The organism is Aeromonas sobria, from assembly GCF_006243315.1.
Lineage (GTDB): Bacteria > Pseudomonadota > Gammaproteobacteria > Enterobacterales > Aeromonadaceae > Aeromonas > Aeromonas sobria_A.
In genome coordinates, this window is the sequence record NZ_NKWE01000023.1 from 150,768 (window position 1) to 169,332 (window position 18,565).

An 18,565-nucleotide genomic window follows, 5' to 3' on the forward strand; every position below is an offset into this window, starting at 1 on the left:
ATATGCCATGAAGCTGAGTCGACGCGACTTTATGAAGGCCAACGCGGTGGCAGCTGCCGCTGCCGTGGCCGGTGTCAGTGCCCCCACGCTGGCGGCCAATCTCATCACCAGTACCGACAAGACTGCCATCCATTGGGATAAAGCCCCCTGCCGCTTCTGCGGCACCGGCTGCTCCGTGCTGGTGGGTTCGCAGAATGGTCGGGTCGTGGCGACTCAGGGTGATCCGGATGCGCCGGTCAACCGTGGCCTCAACTGCATCAAAGGCTACTTCCTCTCCAAGATCATGTACGGCCAGGATCGTCTGACCCAGCCGATGCTGCGGATGAAGAACGGCCAGTTCGACAAGGACGGTGATTTCGCCCCCATCAGCTGGGATCAGGCGTTCGACATCATGGCCGAGAAGTTCAAGGCGACCCTGAAAGAGAAAGGCCCGAGTGCGGTCGGCATGTTCGGCTCCGGCCAGTGGACCGTCTGGGAAGGCTATGCCGCCGCCAAGCTGATGAAGGCCGGTTTTCGTACCAACAACCTCGATCCCAACGCCCGTCACTGCATGGCTTCTGCGGTAGTTGGCTTCATGCGTACCTTCGGCATGGATGAGCCGATGGGCTGCTACGACGATATCGAGCAGGCCGATGCCTTCGTGCTGTGGGGCTCCAACATGGCCGAGATGCACCCCATCCTCTGGTCGCGGATGTCTGATCGCCGTCTCTCCAACCCCGATGTGCAGGTGCACGTGCTCTCCACTTTCGAGCACCGCAGCTTCGAGCTGGCGGACAACGGCATGGTGTTCACCCCGCAGACCGATCTGGCGATCCTCAACTATGTCGCCAACTACATCATCCAGAACGACAAGGTGAACTGGGACTTCGTCAACAAGCACACAGTGTTCAAGAAGGGGGTCACCGACATCGGTTACGGCCTGCGCCCGACCGATCCGCTGCAGCAGAAAGCGAAGAACCCGGACAGCGGTGATGCCACACCGATGACCTTCGACGAGTTTGCCAAGTTCGTGGCGGATTACGATGTGGAGTCGGTCGCCAAGCTCTCCGGCGTCTCCAAAGAGAAGCTGGAAAAGCTGGCCCAGATCTATGCCGACCCGAGCAAGAAGGTGGTCTCCTACTGGACCATGGGTTTCAACCAGCATACCCGTGGCGTCTGGGCCAACAACCTCTGCTACAACATCCACCTGCTCACCGGCAAGATCTCCGAGCCGGGCTCTGGTCCCTTCTCCCTGACCGGTCAGCCCTCTGCCTGTGGCACCGCGCGGGAAGTGGGCACCTTTGCCCACCGTCTGCCAGCGGACATGGTGGTGACAGAACCCAAGCACCGCGCCATCGCCGAGCAGATCTGGAAGCTGCCGGAGGGGACCATTCCCGACAAGGTGGGTTTCCATGCCGTGCTGCAGGATCGCATGCTCAAAGATGGCAAGCTCAACGCCTACTGGGTGATGTGTAACAACAACATGCAGGCCGGTCCCAACATGAATACCGATCGCCTGCCTGGCTATCGTGACCCGCGCAATTTCATCGTGGTTTCTGACCCGTACCCGACCGTCACTGCCCAGGCCGCTGATCTGATCCTGCCCACCGCCATGTGGGTGGAGAAAGAGGGGGCTTACGGCAACGCCGAGCGCCGCACCCAGTTCTGGCACCAGCAGGTGAAAGCGCCGGAAGGGGCCAAGTCCGACTTGTGGCAGCTGATGGAGTTCTCCAAGCGCTTCAAGGTCGAGGAGGTGTGGCCAGCTGAACTGATTGCCAAGATGCCGGAAGTGAAGGGCAAGACCCTGTTCGACGTGCTCTATGCCAACGGTCAGGTCAACCAGTTCCCGAAAGAGCAGAGCAAGGGGATGCTGAACGACGAAGCCGAGCACTTCGGGTTCTACGTCCAGAAGGGCTTGTTCGAGGAGTACGCCACCTTCGGTCGCGGCCACGGTCACGATCTGGCGCCGTTCGATCAGTACCACGAAGCGCGCGGTCTGCGCTGGCCGGTGGTGGATGGTAAGGAGACCCTGTGGCGCTATCGCGAAGGGTTCGACCCTTATGTCAAAGCGGGCGAGGGAGTGCGCTTCTATGGTAAGCCCGATGGCAAGGCGGTCATCTTCGCCCTGCCGTTTGAGCCCGCCGCCGAGTCGCCGGACCAAGAGTTCGATCTGTGGCTCTCCACCGGTCGCGTGCTGGAACACTGGCATACCGGCACCATGACCCGTCGGGTGCCCGAGCTCTATCGCGCCTTCCCGGATGCTGTGCTGTTTATGCACCCGGACGATGCCAAGGCCCGTGGCGTGCGGCGTGGTGAAGAGGTGATCGTCTCCTCCCGCCGTGGTGAGGTGAAGACCCGTGTCGAGACCCGTGGCCGTAATAAACCCCCTAAGGGATTGGTATTCATGCCCTTCTTTGACGCCAGCCAGCTGGTCAACAAGCTGACCCTGGACGCCACCGATCCGCTCTCGAAAGAGACCGATTACAAGAAGTGCGCCGTCAAGGTGATGAAGGCCTGAGGCGGGGGAGCGCGAGATGAGTCGTAGTCGTCGCCAGTTTCTGGCCGACATGGCAAAAGGGGCCTGCGGTGTGGGCCTGCTTGGCGTGGGGCTGGGTGGGGTGGCCCGTCAGCAGGCATACGCGGTGCCTGCTCAGGCGCTGCGCCCCCCTGCGGCCCTCGATGAGTCAGAGTTTCTCAGCGCCTGCGTGCGCTGCGGGCTCTGCGCCCTGGCCTGCCCCTACGACACCCTCAAGCTCGCCCGGCTGTTTGACCCTGTGACTACCGGCACCCCTTATTTTAAGGCGCGTGCCGTGCCGTGCGAGATGTGTGATGACATCCCTTGTGTGGTGGCTTGCCCGAGCGGCGCGCTGGATCAGCAGATGACCGATATCGATCAGGCGCGGATGGGGGTGGCAGTGCTCATCGATCACGAGACCTGTCTCAACTATCTGGGTTTGCGCTGCGATGTCTGTTATCGGGTCTGCCCCTTGATTGACAAGGCGATCACCCTTGATTTGCAGCATAACCAGCGCACCGGCAAGCACGCCATGTTCCTGCCCACAGTACACAGCGATGTCTGCACCGGCTGTGGCAAGTGCGAGCACGCTTGCGTGCTGGAGGAGTCCGCCATCAAGGTGGTGCCCCGTCAGCTCGCCAAGGGTGAGCTGGGTCATCACTACCGGCTCGGCTGGGAAGAGAAGGCCAAAGCGGGAAACAAGTCGCTGATCGGTGAGCGACTCACCCTGCCCACCCGCAAACCGGAGGGGTTATGAGTCGTTATCCGGGAGAGGAGGCTCGCATCAAGCTGGGGTGGTGGCGTTCCCACCGCTTCCTGCTGCTGCGTCGGCTGATTCAGTTCAGCGTGCTCGGGCTGTTTTTGCTGGGGCCGCTGGCGGGCATCTGGATCCTCAAGGGCAACCTGTCCAGCTCGCTGTTGCTGGAGACGGTGCCACTGACCGATCCCCTCACACTGTTGCAGTCGCTGGCGGCGGGCCATTGGCCCATCACCACCCTCTGGCTGGGGGCCGCCATCGTGCTGGCCGGTTACTGGCTGGTCGGGGGGCGGGTGTTCTGCTCCTGGGTATGCCCGGTCAATCTCATCACGGACGCTGCGGCCTGGCTCAGGGGGCGACTTGGCCTCAAGGGCAACGGCCAATTCAGCCGTACTACCCGTTACTGGCTGCTGGCCATGGTGCTGGTGGTGCCTGCGGTGGTCGGCGTGATGGCGTGGGAGCTGGTCAATCCGGTGTCGCTCGCCATGCGCGGTCTGCTGTTTGGCATGGGGGCGGGCTGGGCCCTGCTGGCGGCGCTGTTCCTGTTCGATCTGTTTGTGCTGGAGCGGGGCTGGTGCGGTCATCTCTGTCCGGTGGGGGCCTTCTATGCCCTGGTCAACCGGGTCGGATTTATCAAAATTTCTGCCAAGGGGCGCGAGCGGTGCAGCAACTGCATGGATTGTTATGCGGTCTGCCCGGAACGCCCCATCCTGCGCGGGCCGGTTCACGGTGCCAAGCGCGGTCACGGGCCCTTGATTGCGGCTCAGGAGTGTACCAACTGTGGCCGCTGCATTGATGTCTGCGCGGAACAAGTTTTTGAAATCACTGTAGGTTTTGCCGTCAAGGCAGAAAAAACGTTGGAGAATAAATAATGAAAAAGCTGATTGGAGCAATGCTGGCCTGCCTGATGGCGGGTTCCTTGATGGCCGCCACTTCCGAGATCACCAATAGTACCGGAGGGATCAAATCCGAGCGGGGGGCCACCGATCTGGTGATCGAGGCGAATGCCGCACCCCTGAAGAACTTTCGCAAAGACGGTGATATGTATGATCGCCAGTACATTCATCAGCCGCCGCTGATCCCCCACGATATTCGTAACTACGAGGTGGATAACAAGGTCAACAAGTGCCTGGCCTGCCACAGCTTCAAGAATGCCAGCGCCATGAAGGCCCCCAAGATCAGCCCGACTCACTTCGAGACCCGTGATGGTACAACCCTGGGTGAAGTGTCGCCCCGTCGCTACTTCTGCCTGCAGTGCCATGTGCCGCAAGCGGATGCCAAGCCGCTGGTGGAAAATACTTTCAAGCCGGTTGAAGCACTGAACTAAGGAGTCCATCAATGAAATTACCCGGCTTTATCCAGCGTCTGTGGACCACCTTCAAGTCACCGTCAAAAGCTGCCCTCTGGGTGCTGTTGATGATGGGCTTTTTCGGTGGAGTGATCTTTTGGGGCGGCTTCAACACCGCCATGGAAGCCTCCAACACCGAGAAGTTTTGCACCAGCTGTCACGAGATGAAGGACAACGTGTTCGAGGAGTACCGCGACACCATTCACTACGCCAACCGCTCCGGTGTGCGGGCCAGCTGTCCGGATTGCCACGTGCCGCACGAGTGGACCTACAAGATCATCCGTAAGGTGCAGGCTTCCAAAGAGCTGTGGGGCATGATCACCGGCAAGGTGGATACCCCCGAGAAGTTCGAAACCCATCGCCGGGCGATGGCCGAGCGGGAGTGGCAGCGGATGAAAGAGACCGACTCGCGCGAGTGCCGCAACTGCCACAACTTCGAGTACATGGATTTCTCTTTGCAAGGTAAACGGGCTGCCCAGATGCACTCCGCCAATCTTGGCAAGGAGGGGCAGGGCACCTGCATCGACTGTCACAAGGGGATTGCGCACCAGCTGCCCGACATGACAGGGGTGAAGGGATTCTGATCCCCCCTCATCACAGGCCGGGTGCGCCCGGCCTGCGTTTTACCGATATCTGAGACAAACATCAGATTTGTGTATCTTTTAAATCCCATATCCCGTGAAACCTTTGGTAGAATCAGCCCGCCGTCAAACGTCTGGGCACGTGGGCTAACGGGATGGAGACGCGGGTTCTTGTGGCTCTCTATGACTGTTTGCTCCCCCTCCTCATTTTGCCCCGTTGACGGCCCATAGCCATAAGGAGCTGCCCGATGGGACAGAACAACAACGAATTTATTCCCCTCAAGATCGCCGTATTGACGGTTTCCGACAGCCGCACTACCGCCGATGACAGCTCGGGCGACTATCTGGTATCAGCCCTCACTGCAACAGGACACCAGCTTGCAGGTCGGGCACTGTGTGCTGATAACCTGTTTCGCATTCGGGCGCTGGTCAGTGACTGGATCGCCGACAGCGAAGTGCAGGCGATCCTGATCAACGGTGGCACCGGCTTTAATGAGCAAAATTGGGTGCCTGAGGCGGTCGGCGTGCTGTTCGAGCGCACGGTGCAAGGTTTTGGCGAACAGTTCCGCCAGCTTTCGTTTGCCGAGATCAAGGGTTCAGCCATGCAGAGCCGCGCGCTGGCGGGGCTGGCCAATCGCACCCTGATCTGCTGCTTGCCGGGCTCCCCCGGTGCGTGCCGGTTGGGCTGGGAGCAGCTTATTCGCGATCAGCTCGATGCCCGCACCAAGCCGTGCAACTTTGTCTCCCACCTTTGAGAGCAAACGATGAACCAGACCGATCCCAAGCAGACCCAGCCTAACCTGACTCAGCTCAACTTGACCCACCTCAACCTGACCCACCTCAACCAGAGCGGCGAAGCCCATATGGTGGATGTGACCGACAAGCAGGTGACCGAGCGCGAAGCCCGTGCCGAGGCGTTTGTCGCCATGGCTCCCGAGACCCTGGCGCTGATCCTGAGCGGCCAGCATCACAAGGGTGACGTGTTCGCCACCGCCCGCATCGCCGGCATCATGGCGGCCAAGAAGACCTCCGATCTTATCCCCCTCTGCCATCCGCTCGCCTTGACCAGGGTGGAGGTGGAGATAGTGCCGCTGCCCGAGCTGCACAAGGTACATATCCGCACCCTCTGCAAGCTCTCCGGCAAGACCGGGGTGGAGATGGAGGCGCTGACGGCGGCATCTGTTGCGGCGCTGACCATCTACGACATGTGCAAGGCAGTGCAAAAGGACATGGTGATCGAACAGGTGCGACTGGTCGAGAAGAGGGGCGGCAAGTCTGGCCATTTCCAGTTGGGGTCAACTAGCGGGGAGCAAGCATGATCAAGGTACTGTTTTTTGCGCAAGTAAGAGAGCTGGTGGCCTGTGACGAGCTGAGTCTGCCCTGCGACTACGCCACCGTCGAGCAGCTGCGCTGCGACTTAAGTGAGCGCGGCGACAAGTGGGCGCTGGCCCTCGAGGCGGGCAAACTGCTGGTGGCGGTCAACCAGACGCTGGTGCCCCTCGATACCCCTATCAATGATGGCGATGAGGTCGCTTTCTTCCCTCCTGTGACCGGAGGTTGAGGATGAGCGATGCAACCATCACAGATCGCATTGTGGTGCAGCGAGAGGACTTCTCGCTGGCCGACGAGTATGCCCGCCTCGCCACCCGCCCTGATAGTGGCGCCATCGTCACATTCGTTGGCAAGGTGCGCGACTTCAATCAGGGGGAGGAGGTAAAGGGGCTGGCCCTTGAGCACTACCCTGGCATGACCGAGAAGGCGCTGGCCGATATCGTGCAGGAGGCCCGTCGCCGCTGGTCGCTGCAGGAGTGCACCCTGATCCACCGCATCGGCGAGCTGTGGCTTGGCGATCAGATCGTGCTGGTGGCGGTGAGCAGTGCCCACCGTGACGCCGCCTTTGATGCCTGTCACTTCATCATGGATTTCTTGAAAACCCGGGCGCCGTTCTGGAAAAAAGAGCTGACCGCCGAGGGTGTGCAACGCTGGGTCGAGGCCAAGGAGAGCGACAACGCCGCCGCTGCCCGCTGGAAAGCCTGACCTGTTCATCACGAGGGGCGCAGGTTCAACGGGAACCACGGCCCCTGCTTCGGGGCGCGGATGTTCGGGCCCCATCAGGAGAAAGGGAATGAAACCGCTGTTATCTGTTGTCATCGCCGGGGTCTGCGCCGCCACCTTGCATACCGGTGCTGTGCAGGCCGATGAAGTGAAGGTGGCCGTGGCTGCCAACTTCAAGGGCACCATAGATCGTATCGGCAAGGAGTTCACTGCCAAGACCGGCCACACCCTGGCCATCTCGTCTGCCGCCACCGGGGTGCTCTACACCCAGATCAGCCACGGTGCGCCGTTCGATCTGTTCCTCTCCGCCGATGTGGCGACCCCCGAGAAGCTGGAAAAAGAGAGCAAGGGCAGCGATCGCTTCACCTACGCTATCGGCCAGCTGGGGTTGTGGCAGAAGGGGGGCCCGGCTCCTGACGAGGCGACCCTGCGCAACTGGAAAGGCAACCTCGCCATCGCCAATGCCCGCACCGCTCCCTATGGTGCCGCCGCCATGGCGACCCTCGCCCATCTCAAGATCGATCCCAAGCAGTACCGGCTGCTGACCGGTGCCAACATCGGCCAGACCTGGCAATTTGTCGACACCGGCAATGCCGAGCTGGGTTTTGTCGCCTGGGCCAATCTGGTGGAAGCGGGCAAGACCGGCGAAGCCTGGGCAGTGCCGGCCGACTTCTATCCGCCCATCGAGCAGCAGGGGCTGGTATTGAAGAAAGGGGCCGCAGTGGATGCGCTGGTCGCCTGGCTCAAGGGGCCGGGTCAAGGGCAGATCAAGGCTGCGGGCTATGCCCTGCCCCAATAAGGGCATGGGCCTGATGCGATACCCTGAGTGGTCGGCCTTCGGGTCGGCCACTCTTTGCAATGAGGATAGAGACCATGCCGTTGGGGGCATTTATCAACCGAGAGGTCGGCAATGAGTGAAGGGGATCTGCTGGCGGTCTGGCTCACCCTGAAGCTGGCGGCCTGTACCACAGCGATTTTGCTGTTGCTGGCGCCGCCGCTGGCCTGGTGGCTGTCGCGCAGCCAGAATCGGCTGCGACCGCTGGTGGAGGCGCTGGTGGCGCTGCCGCTGGTGCTGCCCCCCACAGTGCTGGGGTTTTATCTGCTGCTCGCTTTCTCCCCCGAATATGGCTTCGGCGCCTGGTGGCGCGACACCTTCGGCGCCCCGCTCGCCTTCAGTTTTCTCGGTCTGCTGTTCGCCTCCATCCTCTATTCGCTGCCGTTTGTGGTGCAGCCGCTCACCTCCGCCTTCGTCAACATGGGCAACAAGGAGCTGGAAGCCGCTGCTACCCTGGGGCTTGGCCCGCTGGAGCGTTTCTTCCACATCATCTTGCCGATGACGTTGCCCAGCTTCGTGATGGCGGCAGCGCTTGGCTTTGCCCATACCCTGGGGGAGTTCGGCGTGGTGCTGATGATTGGCGGCAATATCCCCGGCGAGACCCAGGTGCTCTCCATCGCCCTGTTTGATCATGTGGAGGCGATGGATTACCAGAACGCCCATATTCTGGCGGGGGGCTTGATGGGCTTCTCGCTGGTGATGCTGGTGTTGGTCTACGGGGTGTTGCAGCGTAGACAGCGGAGAGTGTTCGGATGAACCAGCCCGCCACTATGCCGCCAGGTAACGCCCCGCGCCACCATGCCCTGAGCTTCCATGCCCGGCGCGAGTTTAGCCCCTTTACCCTCGACTGCGCACTGACCCTCGAACTGGGGGGCATTCTCGGTCTGTTTGGCCCCTCCGGCTGCGGCAAGAGCACCCTGCTGCGCATTATCGCCGGGCTCGATCGCCAAAGCGGGGATCGCTTGCTGTGGCGCGGGCGGGAGTGCGCCGCGCTGCTGCCCGAAGCGCGCCGTATTGGACTGGTGTTTCAGGATTCACGGCTCTTCCCCCATCTGACGGTGCTCGGCAATCTGCAGTTGGCGGCCCGCAAGGGGCGAGGGCGCTGGCAGCCCGAGGTGCTGGCGGCGCGGCTCGGCTTTGCCGATCTGCTGGGGCAACCTGCCCATGCCCTCTCTGGCGGTCAACGCCAGCGAGTAGCGCTGGGGCGAGCGCTGCTGGCCGAGCCCGATCTGCTGCTGCTCGATGAGCCTTTTTCGGCGCTGGATCGGCGCAGCCGCATCCATCAGGCCCATGTGCTCAAGGGATTGCAGCAGGAGATCGGCATCCCGATGATCTTCGTCAGCCACGCCATGGAGGAGGTGAGCCTGCTCTGCGATCAGCTGGTGTTGCTGGAAAGTGGCAGGGTCGAGGCGCAGGGGCGGCCGAGCGAGATTTTCGCCCGTACCGATCTCTCCCTTGCCAGCCGTGACGATGCCGGGGTGATGCTGGATGCCACCCTGTCCCACTACGATGACGACGAGCAGATGGCGACCCTGCAGCTCGGCGAGCAGCGGCTGCGGGTCACCATGACCCATGTGCCGGACGAGAGTGGCCCATTGCAGATCAAGGTGGCGGGGCGGGATGTGGTGATCGCCACCGCCCCCATCGAGCACTCCAGCCTCTCCAACTGTCTTGTCACCCGTCTGCTGGCGGTGCGCGAGGTGCGCCCCGGCCAGACCCTGTTGCAGTTGGCGCTGGGTCAGCAGATACTGCTGGCCCGGATCACCAGCCGCTCCGCCAGGCGCCTGGCGCTGGCGCCGGAGCAGCAGATCTACGCTTATATCAAGGCGGTGAGTCTGGTCAGCGAAGGCTGAGTGGGCGCCGTGCTGATAACGTGGCAGGATGGCCACGGGCCACATAACAACAAGAGATGGTTCAGGTGATGAGTCGAGAGGCAATACACTGATGCGCCGCAATCAGGTGATGAAATTCAACGGCCTTGCCCTGCGCAGCGCGGGGGAGGGCCCCTTGTTGTTGTTGCTGCACGGGCTGGGCTCCTCCAGCCTCGACTGGCAGGCGCAGATCGAACGGTTTTCCGAACACTATCGGGTGGTGGCACTGGACTTGCGCGGCCACGGCCAGAGCATGCAGGAGGGGCCGTTCGACGTATCAACCCTGGCGGCTGATGTGGCGAGCTGGCTCGATGAGCAACCTGAGCCCGCCTGGGTGGTGGGATTATCGCTGGGGGCCATGGTGGCGCTCGAGCTGGCGCTGCAACTGCCCCACAAGGTGCGGGGGTTGGTGCTGGTCAACGGCTTTAGCGAGTTTCTGCTTGAGACCCCCAAAGAGCAGGAGCGTTACGCCCAGCGCCTCAAGTGGCTGCGCTGGTTTGGCATGCGGCCGCTCGCCTGGTGGCTCGGGCGCGAGCTCTTCCCGAGCCCGGATCTCGCACAGGTGCGCCACACCTTCCGGCTGCGTTTCGTGCGTAATAAAAAGAAAACCTACAAGGCGCTGCTGGAGGCGCTGCCCGGCTGGTCGGTGCGCGCCCGTCTCGGTCAGATCTGGCAGCCGGTTGCCATCATCTCCACCAGTCACGACTACCTGCCGCTGGCCAAACGGGTGGAGCAGTTTGCCGCCCTGCCCAACGCCAGCATCCACACCCCCAACGGCCACCACGCCTGGCCCGCGGAAGATCCCTCGGGTTTTAATCATTTGCTTCACCGGATTTTAGAAACCCATTAAACTTGTCGCCCTTTTAACCGTGTATGTATTGGTTCGATCGCCTTGCCAAGGGCATAAGGCAACGCAATCGGACCCATTTTTGATCTATTAACAGGTGTTTCCTCATGTCTGAAGTAATGAAAATGGCCATCGATGATGGCTCAACCAACGTCAAGGTGAGCTGGATTGAGAACAAGGTGCTCAAGACCATCATCTCTCCCAACTCCTTTCGCAAGGACTGGAAGAGCGCTGCATTGCGTAAAGACAAGAAGATCTACAACTACGAGATAGGCAACACCAAGTACACCTACGACGCGACCTCCGACAAGTCTCTGGCAACCACCCATGTGGAGTACCAGTACGACGATCTCAACCTGCTCTCCGTTCATCATGCCCTGCTGCAGACTGGTGTGACGCCGTGCGATGTCGCCATTACCGTGACCCTGCCCATCACCGAGTTTTACAACCCGGACGATTGCCAGCGCAACGAAGAGAAGATCGAGAAGAAACGCCGCAACCTGATGCGTCCGATCACCCTTAACAAGGGCGAACTGTTCAATATCGTCAGCGTCGAAGTGATGCCGGAGAGTCTGCCTGCTGCGCTCTCCCGCCTGATTGGCTCTGGCTGCAACGAGTTCACCAAGACCCTGGTGATCGACTGCGGTGGCACTACCCTGGATATGGGGATCATCGTCGGCGAGTTTGATGATGTGTCCGATGTCTACGGCAACAACGAGATCGGTGTCTCTATGGTTACCGATGCCACCCGTAAAGCGCTGGCTGCGGCAGACAGCGACTCCAGCTATCTGGTGGCCAACGAGTTTATCAAGCGTCGCCACGACATGAGTTTTGTGCGTGATGTGGTCAACGACGAGAGCCAGATCCCCAAGATCCTCGAGAAGATGCAAAATAAGATCGACGAGCTGGGCACTCAGGTTGCACATGAAGCGAAGAAGTTTGCCAAGAACCCGAACCGTGTCTATCTGGTCGGTGGCGGTGCGTCCCTGATTTATGACGCGATCAAGGCGGCCTATCCGACCCTGGGTGACCGTGTCGAGCTGCTGGACGATGCCCAGTCCGCGCTGGCTCGCGAGATCTGCCTCTACACCACTGAAGAGGATGAAGTCTATCGCGAAGCGTCTGTGATGGCCGAGGTTGATGATGAGTAGTCAACTCAAGCGCATGACCTTCTCCATTTACATGGATCCGGGTGCGCTGGAGTCTGATCGCTATGCGGTCGGGGTATTGCAGAACTGGTATCAACGGGCGCGCAAGATCCAGGATAGCAGCGAGGAGTTTGACTTCTCCAGGAGCCGTTTTCACAAGGATATCTACCTCTCCGGCATGTTCATGTACGTGCTGGCGCCCAACCTCTGCAAAGCGATCGCCAATGCGCTGGGTCCGGAGCAGGTGAGCATGACTACCCTGCGTCATGCCTTTGCCAGCTGTGGCTTCAATCTGGGGGAGGTGGCTGGCGATGCGCAGCCTGCTGCTGATGTGATGATCGACGAGATAGTGGCCAGGCTGGCGCCGCAGCTGGGACAGCGTGATACCACGTCACTGGTGGATGAGATTGTCAGCCGGCTTGGCGAGCAGCAACCCGCCGAGATGTGGGATGAACTCAGACAAGGACTGCCAGCCGCGCTGGATCATGATCAGCTGGCCGAAGCCATCGCTGGCAAACTGCCATCAGCAGGGGCCGAGCAGGACCTTGCTCCCCTTGCCAGCAGTATCCAACTGCTCTCTCGTCAACTGGAAGAGCAATCCCGACTTATTCGCGAGCAGCACAGATTGATCCAGCGGCTGGCCAGTGCCCCCGCTCGACAGAATGCTGTCGGCACGGAGGCAGAACCCTTGATCGAGGATCTCTCGAGTCAGGTCGCCAATATGAAAAAGGTCAAAGCCAAGGGGATCTTCTAAGGTTCCCGCAATGGCAGTAGCCAGGATAAGAAGCATGAAACAAGTAGTATGGATGGTGTGTTGCGCCATGATTTTGTACTGGCGGGAATTGGCCAGAGTGAAATGGTTGATGCTTCACTAGCCTGCCATAGTGACCCGAAAAAAGTGGTGAGGGTCGAAATGCAGCAGAGTCCGCAAGATGTGCTGATGGCTATCCTGACACTGGGTATTTACACCCCAAGAACGGCCCGAGTTTATTGCAATCTCTGACCTGCCATTTGGTAACGTCAAGTCTCAAATAAAGCCTTGTTGCCCTGTCCGGATTTTGATAGTGTGCCAACAGCTTAGGGTTTTTCTATTTATCTTATTGATAATAAGCATGAATTTCTCTTGGTGTGGCACCGGCAAAGCCGGAAAAATAATATTGTCAGGGATAATAAAATGAAAAAAATGGTGTTGACTGCGGCCGTTGCAATGATGATTACCGGCTGTGCCCAACAGGGGTTTACCGTGCATTCCGGTAATGCAGTAGAACCCACCAAAGAAGTGACCCATCACTTCTTCATCTCCGGTTTGGGCCAGAGCAAAACCATCGATGCTGCCACCGTTTGCAATGGTGCCGACAAGGTTGTGCGTGTCGAAGCACAGCATACCTTCGTAAATGGTTTGCTGGCCGCGGTGACCTTCGGTATCTACACCCCGCGCGAGGCACGTGTTTACTGCGCGGGTTAATTTCCGCCGCATGCATGTTTGCAAAAAGCCGACCCTGTGGGTCGGCTTTTTTGTTGGTGCGAAGACTGGTGGCATGATTTACCCGTGGGAGCAGACCGGGCAATCGGGGCGTTTGGGTAGCTTCATCTCGCGGAAGGTGCCACCGAGGCCGTCGATCATCAGCAGGCGGCCGCTGTAGCTTTTGCCCATCCCCGCCAAGATCTTGATGGCTTCCAGCGCCTGCAGGCTGCCTACCAGCCCCACCACGGGGGCGAGGACGCCGGCTTCGACACAGGTGAGCGCCTGTTCGCCAAACAGGGCGCTGAGGCAGGCGTAGCAGGGTTCATCCTGCTGCCAGGTGAAGCTGCAGAGCTGCCCTTCCAGCCGGATGGCGGCGCCACTGACCAGCGGTACTCTGTGCTGGCGTGCCTTCTGATTCAACAGATTGCGAATGGCCAGATTATCGGTGCAATCCAAGACCAGCTGGTGCAGGGGTAGCAGGGTATCGAGCAGCGCTTCGTCGGCCACGGCGGCGTGGGTCTCTACCTTGAGCCAGGGGTTGAGGGCGCGCAGGGACTGGGCGGCGGAGTCTACTTTGTGGTGGCCAATGCGCTCATCGCTGTGCAGCACCTGACGTTGCAGGTTGGAGAGCTCCACCTTGTCGAAATCGACCAGCGTGAGCTGGCCAACCCCGGCCACCGCCAGATACTGGCTGGCGGCGCAGCCAAGGCCACCGGCACCGATCACCAGCACCTTGGCCTGCTTGAGCGCCTCTTGTCCCTCGAAGTCGAAGGATTTAAGGATGATCTGGCGGTTGTAGCGCAGTAGCTCGGCGTCGCTCAGGATCTCGCTCACAGCAGCAATCCTCCGAATGGCTCGACGGTGACGGTCTCGCCCGCCGCGACGCGGCCTCGTTCTCGTTCAAGGACGATGTAGCAGTTGGCCCGCGACAGGGAGCTGAACACGGCGGAGTCCTGCGAGCCGGTGCTGCGCACCTCAAGGCCGTTTGGCCCCTGGCTCAGCATGCCGCGCTGGAAGTCGAGTCGGCCCGGGCTCTTTTTGAGCGGCTCGGCTGCAATAGCTTGCAACTGGAGTGGCCGCACGAACTGCTGACCCGCCAGTTTGGCCAGCGCCGGCTGCACCAGCTGATCGAAGGTGACCATGGCGGAGACCGGATTGCCCGGCAGGCCGAAGAACCAAGCGCGGGGCAGACGGCCGAAGGCAAACGGCTTGCCCGGCTTGATGGCGAGCTTCCAAAAGCCAATCTCGCCGAGCTCGTCCAGCAGCTGTTTGGTGAAGTCCGCTTCTCCCACCGAGACACCGCCGGTGGTGATCAGCACGTCGGCCTCTTTATCTGCGTGGATAAAGGCGGCGCGCAGCTGGGCCGGATCGTCCGGGATGATGCCAAGGTCGAGGCAGTCGCAACCCATACGCGCCAGCATGGCGCGCACGCCGTAGCGGTTGGAGTCATAGATATCGCCGTGGGCGAGCGGGGTGCCGACCGGTTTGAGCTCGTCGCCGGTGCTGAAGATGGCCACTTTCAGCGGGCGGCGTACCGCGACGGTGGCGACGCCAAGGGAGGCCAGCAGCGGCATCTCTCTTGGGGTGAGGCGAGTACCGGCTGGCAGCACGCAGGCGCCCTTGTCGATGTCGCTACCCGCCAGCCGAATGTTCTGCCCGACGATTGGCTTGCACAAAAAAGTGATCCGATCGCCATCGGCCTGCGTTTCTTCCTGCATCACCACCGCATCCGTCCCTGCGGGCACCGGGGCGCCGGTCATGATCCGCACGCAGTGGCCAGCGGACCACTCACCCTGATAGGGCTGACCGGCAAAGGCCTTGCCTGCCATGATGAGCGGGGTGCCGCTGGCGAGATCGGCCAGGCGCACGACGTAACCGTCCATGGCGGAGTTGTCGAAGGGGGGCACGGCGAGGGGGGAGGCGATGTCGCTGGCAAGCACCCGGCCAAGGGCCTCTGGCAGGGGCATCTGCTCGCTGTCGCAGCAGCAGGCGAGCTGTTCCAGCATCCCTTGCAGGGCATCGCTTAAGGGGAGTAGTCCGCTGGTATCAAATCCCATCGTCATGACCTCTTTCTATGATTGAAGGCGGGATTATCACAAAATTCTCCGGGGATGGGCAGGGAATCTCGGGGTAATCAGCACAGAAACGGGGTGAGATGGTCATAAAGTCTGAGGTGACGCACAAGTTGACTTGAATCTTGGCGGCAATGGCCGTTTACTATGCCGCCATAACAGATGGCCGTCACATCTCATGTGGCTACCATTACAGTGATGTCGTCGGCCCTGTGCGGCGCCATAACATAAGGGGTTGCTCGACGAGCGACCCTCACAGCCCCTGAGCGTGGGAGAGAAGAGAATGACAACACTTAGTCAGGAAGCCTTGCTGGTCAGGGCTGCCCTCGAAGCCCAGGGACTGGAAACCCCCCTGGTCGCCAACGAGCTGAACAGCCAGCAGAAGCGGGAGAAGATCGAAGGCCATATGCGCTCCATCATGGAGACGCTGGGGCTGGATCTGGTCGATGACAGTCTGGCCGAAACGCCGCACCGCATCGCCAAGATGTACGTCAACGAGATCTTCTCCGGCCTTGATTATGCCACCTTCCCCAAGGTGACGGTGATCGAGAACAAGATGCAGGTGGACGAGATGATCATGGTGCGCGACATCAGCCTCACCAGCACCTGCGAGCACCACTTCGTCACCATCGACGGGCTGGCCCATGTCGCTTATATCCCCCGTGGCAAGGTGATTGGTCTGTCGAAGATCAACCGCATCGTGCAGTTCTTCGCCCGCCGTCCCCAGGTGCAGGAGCGGCTGACCCAGCAGATCTTGCTGGCGCTGCAGACCCTGCTCGGCACCAAAGACGTGGCCATCAGCATCAGGGCGACCCACTACTGCGTCAAGGCGCGCGGGGTGATGGATTCTACCTCCCATACCACCACCACCTCCCTCGGCGGGGTGTTCAAGACCCAGCCAGATACCCGGGCCGAATTTCTCGGCGGCCTGCGCGGATAAGATAAAATAACGGTTATTTTGTAACCATTGCTCTGAATAAACGAGACGCCAGCAGCCATTGCTGGCGTTTTTCATTGGTAGCGGATGAGAACCTTGCCCCGCAACGGCTTGGCCTGCGGGGGCTGCATCAGGTAAACGTTATGCTGCTTTTCGATTTATTCATCTGAGCGGTATATTTAATCAGTGGTGAGCAGTTGCCCTCTCTCACCTTACAAAAAGTAACCAAACAGACTCTTTCCTAACCACTCCGATCTGGTTACTCTAGCGCCCCCTCACGGCTCTCGCTGCCGCTCATGGAATTTAGAGATATTCATCAAGGTTGGATGGTGCGCCACTGAACAAGTGGCCAGATAGTTCATGCCAGGAGGGCGTGAACCGGACGAGTGCAACGAATTTAACGACCACCAGGATACGCCATGAATACCAGTTCCATGACCATAGGCAAAAAACTCACCGCCGGCTTTGCCGTGCTCGGTTTGATGGTCGCCTTTATCGGCGGCTTTGCCCTTGTCCAGTTTGGCAATATGAATGATGTTGCCATGCGTTTTACCGATAGCATCTTGCCTGCAGTGAATCGCACCAGCGCCATTGGTGACACCATCAGTGACTTGCGCCGCTATGAGCTGGGCTACTTCGTGGTGGCTACAGATCCCTTGAAACGAGCGGAATATCGAGACGTCTCCAATGAAAGGCTCAACAAGGCCTCGCAACAGATTATGGCGCACGACAAGACCATCTGGGCGCAGGATGTGGCAGAGCGCAGCACCTTCGACAAGGTCAAATCTGACTGGGATCGTTATGTAGCGCTGCACCAACGAGTCAAGCTGCTGCAAGACAGCGAGCAGATGGCAGAAGCTCAGCGCATCTTTCTGGCGGAAGGCATTCCCCTTTACACGGCACTCAACAAGTCCGTGGCTGACCTTATCCAGATTAACCACGGTTATGCAGCCGAGTCTCGGGGGGATGTGGTCGAATCTTATCAATCCGCCAAGCTGAGCGTCACCATTGCGCTGGTGCTCGGTCTGGTACTGGTGGTGGTGCTCTCTATGGTACTGACTCGTCAGATCCGCGATCCGCTGATCATGCTGGCCCGTCAGGCCCAACGCATTGCCAATGGCGAGCTGGGGCAGGGTGAACTGCAGCAGTGGATCCGTGACAGCCGCTTCAACCGCGATGAACTGGGTCAGCTGGGTGCCGCCATCAACCGGATGCAGGGTTCCCTCTCCGATCTGGTGAGCGAGATCGCCGGTTCGGTGAGCCAGCTCAGCAGCGCAGTGGAGGAGGTGAGCGCCATCTCCAGCCAGTCTGCCAGTGGCATGGCCATTCAGCAGAACGAAGTCTCCCAGGTGGCGACCGCCATGAACGAGATGCAGTCCACCGTTAACGAAGTGGCCCGCAACACCACAGATGCCATGAGCGCCGCCAAGGATGCCTCCCGCACCTCGGCCGATGGTAGCGAAGTGGTACGCAGCTCCATCGCCAGCATCGAAGAGGTGTCGGTCAAGATTGAACAGGCGGGCACAGTGGTGCAGCAGCTGGAGGCCGACAGCGCCAACATCAGCGTGGTGCTGGATGTGATCCGCGATATCGCCGGTCAGACCAACCTGCTGGCCCTTAACGCCGCCATCGAAGCGGCCCGTGCCGGTGAGCAGGGCCGCGGTTTTGCGGTCGTGGCGGATGAAGTGCGATCCTTGGCCCAACGTACCCAGGACTCCACCGCCGAGATCAGCAAGATGATCGAGCTGTTGCAGAGCCGCGCCGCCGAGGCGGGCAACGCCATGCAGCTGAGCCGTCACCAGATGCAGGAGAGCGTCGGTCTGGCGCGGGATGCCGGTACCAGTATCGACACCATCAATGGTGCCGTGGTGCGCATCACTGACATGAATACCCTGATCGCCACCGCCACCGAAGAGCAGAACGCGGTGACCGAAGAGCTCAACCGCAATATCGTCAACATCCACAATGCGGCTGACGAGAATGCCCAGGGCGCCCATCAGATCGCCCAAGCCTGTGGCGAACTGAGCAAGCTGGCCAACACCCTGCACCATATGACCCAGCGCTTCACCCTCTAACCCGTGACGCATGGATAACAGAAGGCCCCGCCAATTGGCGGGGCCTTGTTGTTTCTGGCGTTGTGAAGTGAGCTGAAGGG

At 60.3% G+C, this 18,565-nt stretch carries 21 protein-coding genes; 19 read left to right on the top strand and 2 right to left on the bottom strand.

The window, feature by feature from the left end:
- The first annotated feature begins 7 nt into the window (after window positions 1-7).
- The 17 genes from napA to CF137_RS07895 all read left to right on the top strand — a co-directional run bounded on the left by napA (window position 8) and on the right by CF137_RS07895 (window position 13,401).
- A complete protein-coding gene (napA, locus tag CF137_RS07815; RefSeq protein WP_139718605.1) occupies window positions 8-2,497 on the top strand; it encodes a nitrate reductase catalytic subunit NapA in 2,490 nt (829 codons plus the stop codon).
- A 16-nt stretch (window positions 2,498-2,513) separates the two neighbouring features.
- Window positions 2,514-3,251 carry a ferredoxin-type protein NapG gene (gene napG / locus CF137_RS07820; protein ID WP_139718606.1) on the top strand — a complete coding sequence of 246 codons (738 nt, stop codon included), beginning with the start codon at window positions 2,514-2,516 and terminating at the stop codon, window positions 3,249-3,251.
- The gene (napH, locus tag CF137_RS07825; RefSeq protein ID WP_101324267.1) at window positions 3,248-4,123 is read left to right on the top strand and encodes a quinol dehydrogenase ferredoxin subunit NapH; all 876 of its coding nucleotides are present in this window, start codon (window positions 3,248-3,250) and stop codon (window positions 4,121-4,123) included. Before napG ends, napH begins: the two co-directional genes overlap by 4 nt.
- Entirely contained in the window at window positions 4,123-4,578 is a 456-nt protein-coding gene (locus CF137_RS07830; protein WP_139718607.1) for a nitrate reductase cytochrome c-type subunit, read from the top strand. Before napH ends, CF137_RS07830 begins: the two co-directional genes overlap by 1 nt.
- Before the next feature lie 11 nt (window positions 4,579-4,589).
- Window positions 4,590-5,183: a NapC/NirT family cytochrome c gene (locus tag CF137_RS07835; protein ID WP_042020349.1), complete on the top strand. Its 594-nt coding sequence runs from the start codon at window positions 4,590-4,592 to the stop codon at window positions 5,181-5,183.
- Between the two features lie 245 nt (window positions 5,184-5,428).
- Window positions 5,429-5,935 carry a molybdenum cofactor biosynthesis protein B gene (moaB, locus tag CF137_RS07840; RefSeq protein WP_042020350.1) on the top strand — a complete coding sequence of 169 codons (507 nt, stop codon included), beginning with the start codon at window positions 5,429-5,431 and terminating at the stop codon, window positions 5,933-5,935.
- Between the two features lie 9 nt (window positions 5,936-5,944).
- On the top strand, window positions 5,945-6,499 hold the full coding sequence (gene moaC, locus CF137_RS07845; RefSeq protein WP_139718608.1) for a cyclic pyranopterin monophosphate synthase MoaC: 555 nt from the start codon (window positions 5,945-5,947) through the stop codon (window positions 6,497-6,499).
- Window positions 6,496-6,741, top strand: a complete 246-nt coding sequence (gene moaD / locus CF137_RS07850) for a molybdopterin synthase sulfur carrier subunit (protein WP_101324270.1) — start codon at window positions 6,496-6,498, stop codon at window positions 6,739-6,741. Before moaC ends, moaD begins: the two co-directional genes overlap by 4 nt.
- Before the next feature lie 2 nt (window positions 6,742-6,743).
- Complete coding sequence (gene moaE / locus CF137_RS07855; protein WP_139718609.1) at window positions 6,744-7,217, top strand: molybdopterin synthase catalytic subunit MoaE; 474 nt, start codon at window positions 6,744-6,746, stop codon at window positions 7,215-7,217.
- Window positions 7,218-7,305: 88 nt separating this feature from the next.
- Window positions 7,306-8,034, top strand: a complete 729-nt coding sequence (gene modA / locus CF137_RS07860; protein ID WP_139718610.1) for a molybdate ABC transporter substrate-binding protein — start codon at window positions 7,306-7,308, stop codon at window positions 8,032-8,034.
- Window positions 8,035-8,145: 111 nt separating this feature from the next.
- Window positions 8,146-8,826, top strand: a complete 681-nt coding sequence (modB, locus tag CF137_RS07865; RefSeq protein WP_101324273.1) for a molybdate ABC transporter permease subunit — start codon at window positions 8,146-8,148, stop codon at window positions 8,824-8,826.
- A complete protein-coding gene (modC, locus tag CF137_RS07870; protein ID WP_162515887.1) occupies window positions 8,823-9,923 on the top strand; it encodes a molybdenum ABC transporter ATP-binding protein in 1,101 nt (366 codons plus the stop codon). The genes modB and modC overlap by 4 nt, the downstream gene beginning before the upstream one ends.
- Window positions 9,924-10,014: 91 nt before the next feature.
- Window positions 10,015-10,791: an alpha/beta fold hydrolase gene (locus CF137_RS07875; RefSeq protein WP_162515888.1), complete on the top strand. Its 777-nt coding sequence runs from the start codon at window positions 10,015-10,017 to the stop codon at window positions 10,789-10,791.
- A gap of 104 nt (window positions 10,792-10,895) precedes the next feature.
- A complete protein-coding gene (parM, locus tag CF137_RS07880; RefSeq protein ID WP_240037858.1) occupies window positions 10,896-11,939 on the top strand; it encodes a plasmid segregation protein ParM domain-containing protein in 1,044 nt (347 codons plus the stop codon).
- On the top strand, window positions 11,929-12,690 hold the full coding sequence (locus CF137_RS07885; RefSeq protein ID WP_240038527.1) for a hypothetical protein: 762 nt from the start codon (window positions 11,929-11,931) through the stop codon (window positions 12,688-12,690). Before parM ends, CF137_RS07885 begins: the two co-directional genes overlap by 11 nt.
- 48 nt (window positions 12,691-12,738) lie before the next feature.
- On the top strand, window positions 12,739-12,939 hold the full coding sequence (locus CF137_RS07890) for a Bor/Iss family lipoprotein (protein WP_139718611.1): 201 nt from the start codon (window positions 12,739-12,741) through the stop codon (window positions 12,937-12,939).
- 171 nt (window positions 12,940-13,110) lie between these two features.
- Window positions 13,111-13,401: a Bor family protein gene (locus CF137_RS07895; protein WP_068976993.1), complete on the top strand. Its 291-nt coding sequence runs from the start codon at window positions 13,111-13,113 to the stop codon at window positions 13,399-13,401.
- 78 nt (window positions 13,402-13,479) lie between these two features.
- Here CF137_RS07895 and moeB read toward each other — a convergent pair whose 3' ends face one another.
- Together moeB and moeA are read right to left on the bottom strand one after the other, a co-directional pair.
- Window positions 13,480-14,235 carry a molybdopterin-synthase adenylyltransferase MoeB gene (gene moeB, locus CF137_RS07900; protein WP_139718612.1) on the bottom strand — a complete coding sequence of 252 codons (756 nt, stop codon included), beginning with the start codon at window positions 14,233-14,235 and terminating at the stop codon, window positions 13,480-13,482.
- On the bottom strand, window positions 14,232-15,458 hold the full coding sequence (moeA, locus tag CF137_RS07905; protein ID WP_139718643.1) for a molybdopterin molybdotransferase MoeA: 1,227 nt from the start codon (window positions 15,456-15,458) through the stop codon (window positions 14,232-14,234). The genes moeB and moeA overlap by 4 nt, the downstream gene beginning before the upstream one ends.
- 298 nt (window positions 15,459-15,756) lie before the next feature.
- Here moeA and folE point away from each other — a divergent pair, with 298 nt between their 5' ends.
- Together folE and CF137_RS07915 are read left to right on the top strand one after the other, a co-directional pair.
- A complete protein-coding gene (gene folE / locus CF137_RS07910; protein ID WP_101324275.1) occupies window positions 15,757-16,413 on the top strand; it encodes a GTP cyclohydrolase I FolE in 657 nt (218 codons plus the stop codon).
- Window positions 16,414-16,829: 416 nt separating this feature from the next.
- On the top strand, window positions 16,830-18,485 hold the full coding sequence (locus tag CF137_RS07915) for a methyl-accepting chemotaxis protein (protein WP_139691015.1): 1,656 nt from the start codon (window positions 16,830-16,832) through the stop codon (window positions 18,483-18,485).
- The last annotated feature ends 80 nt before the right edge of the window (window positions 18,486-18,565 follow it).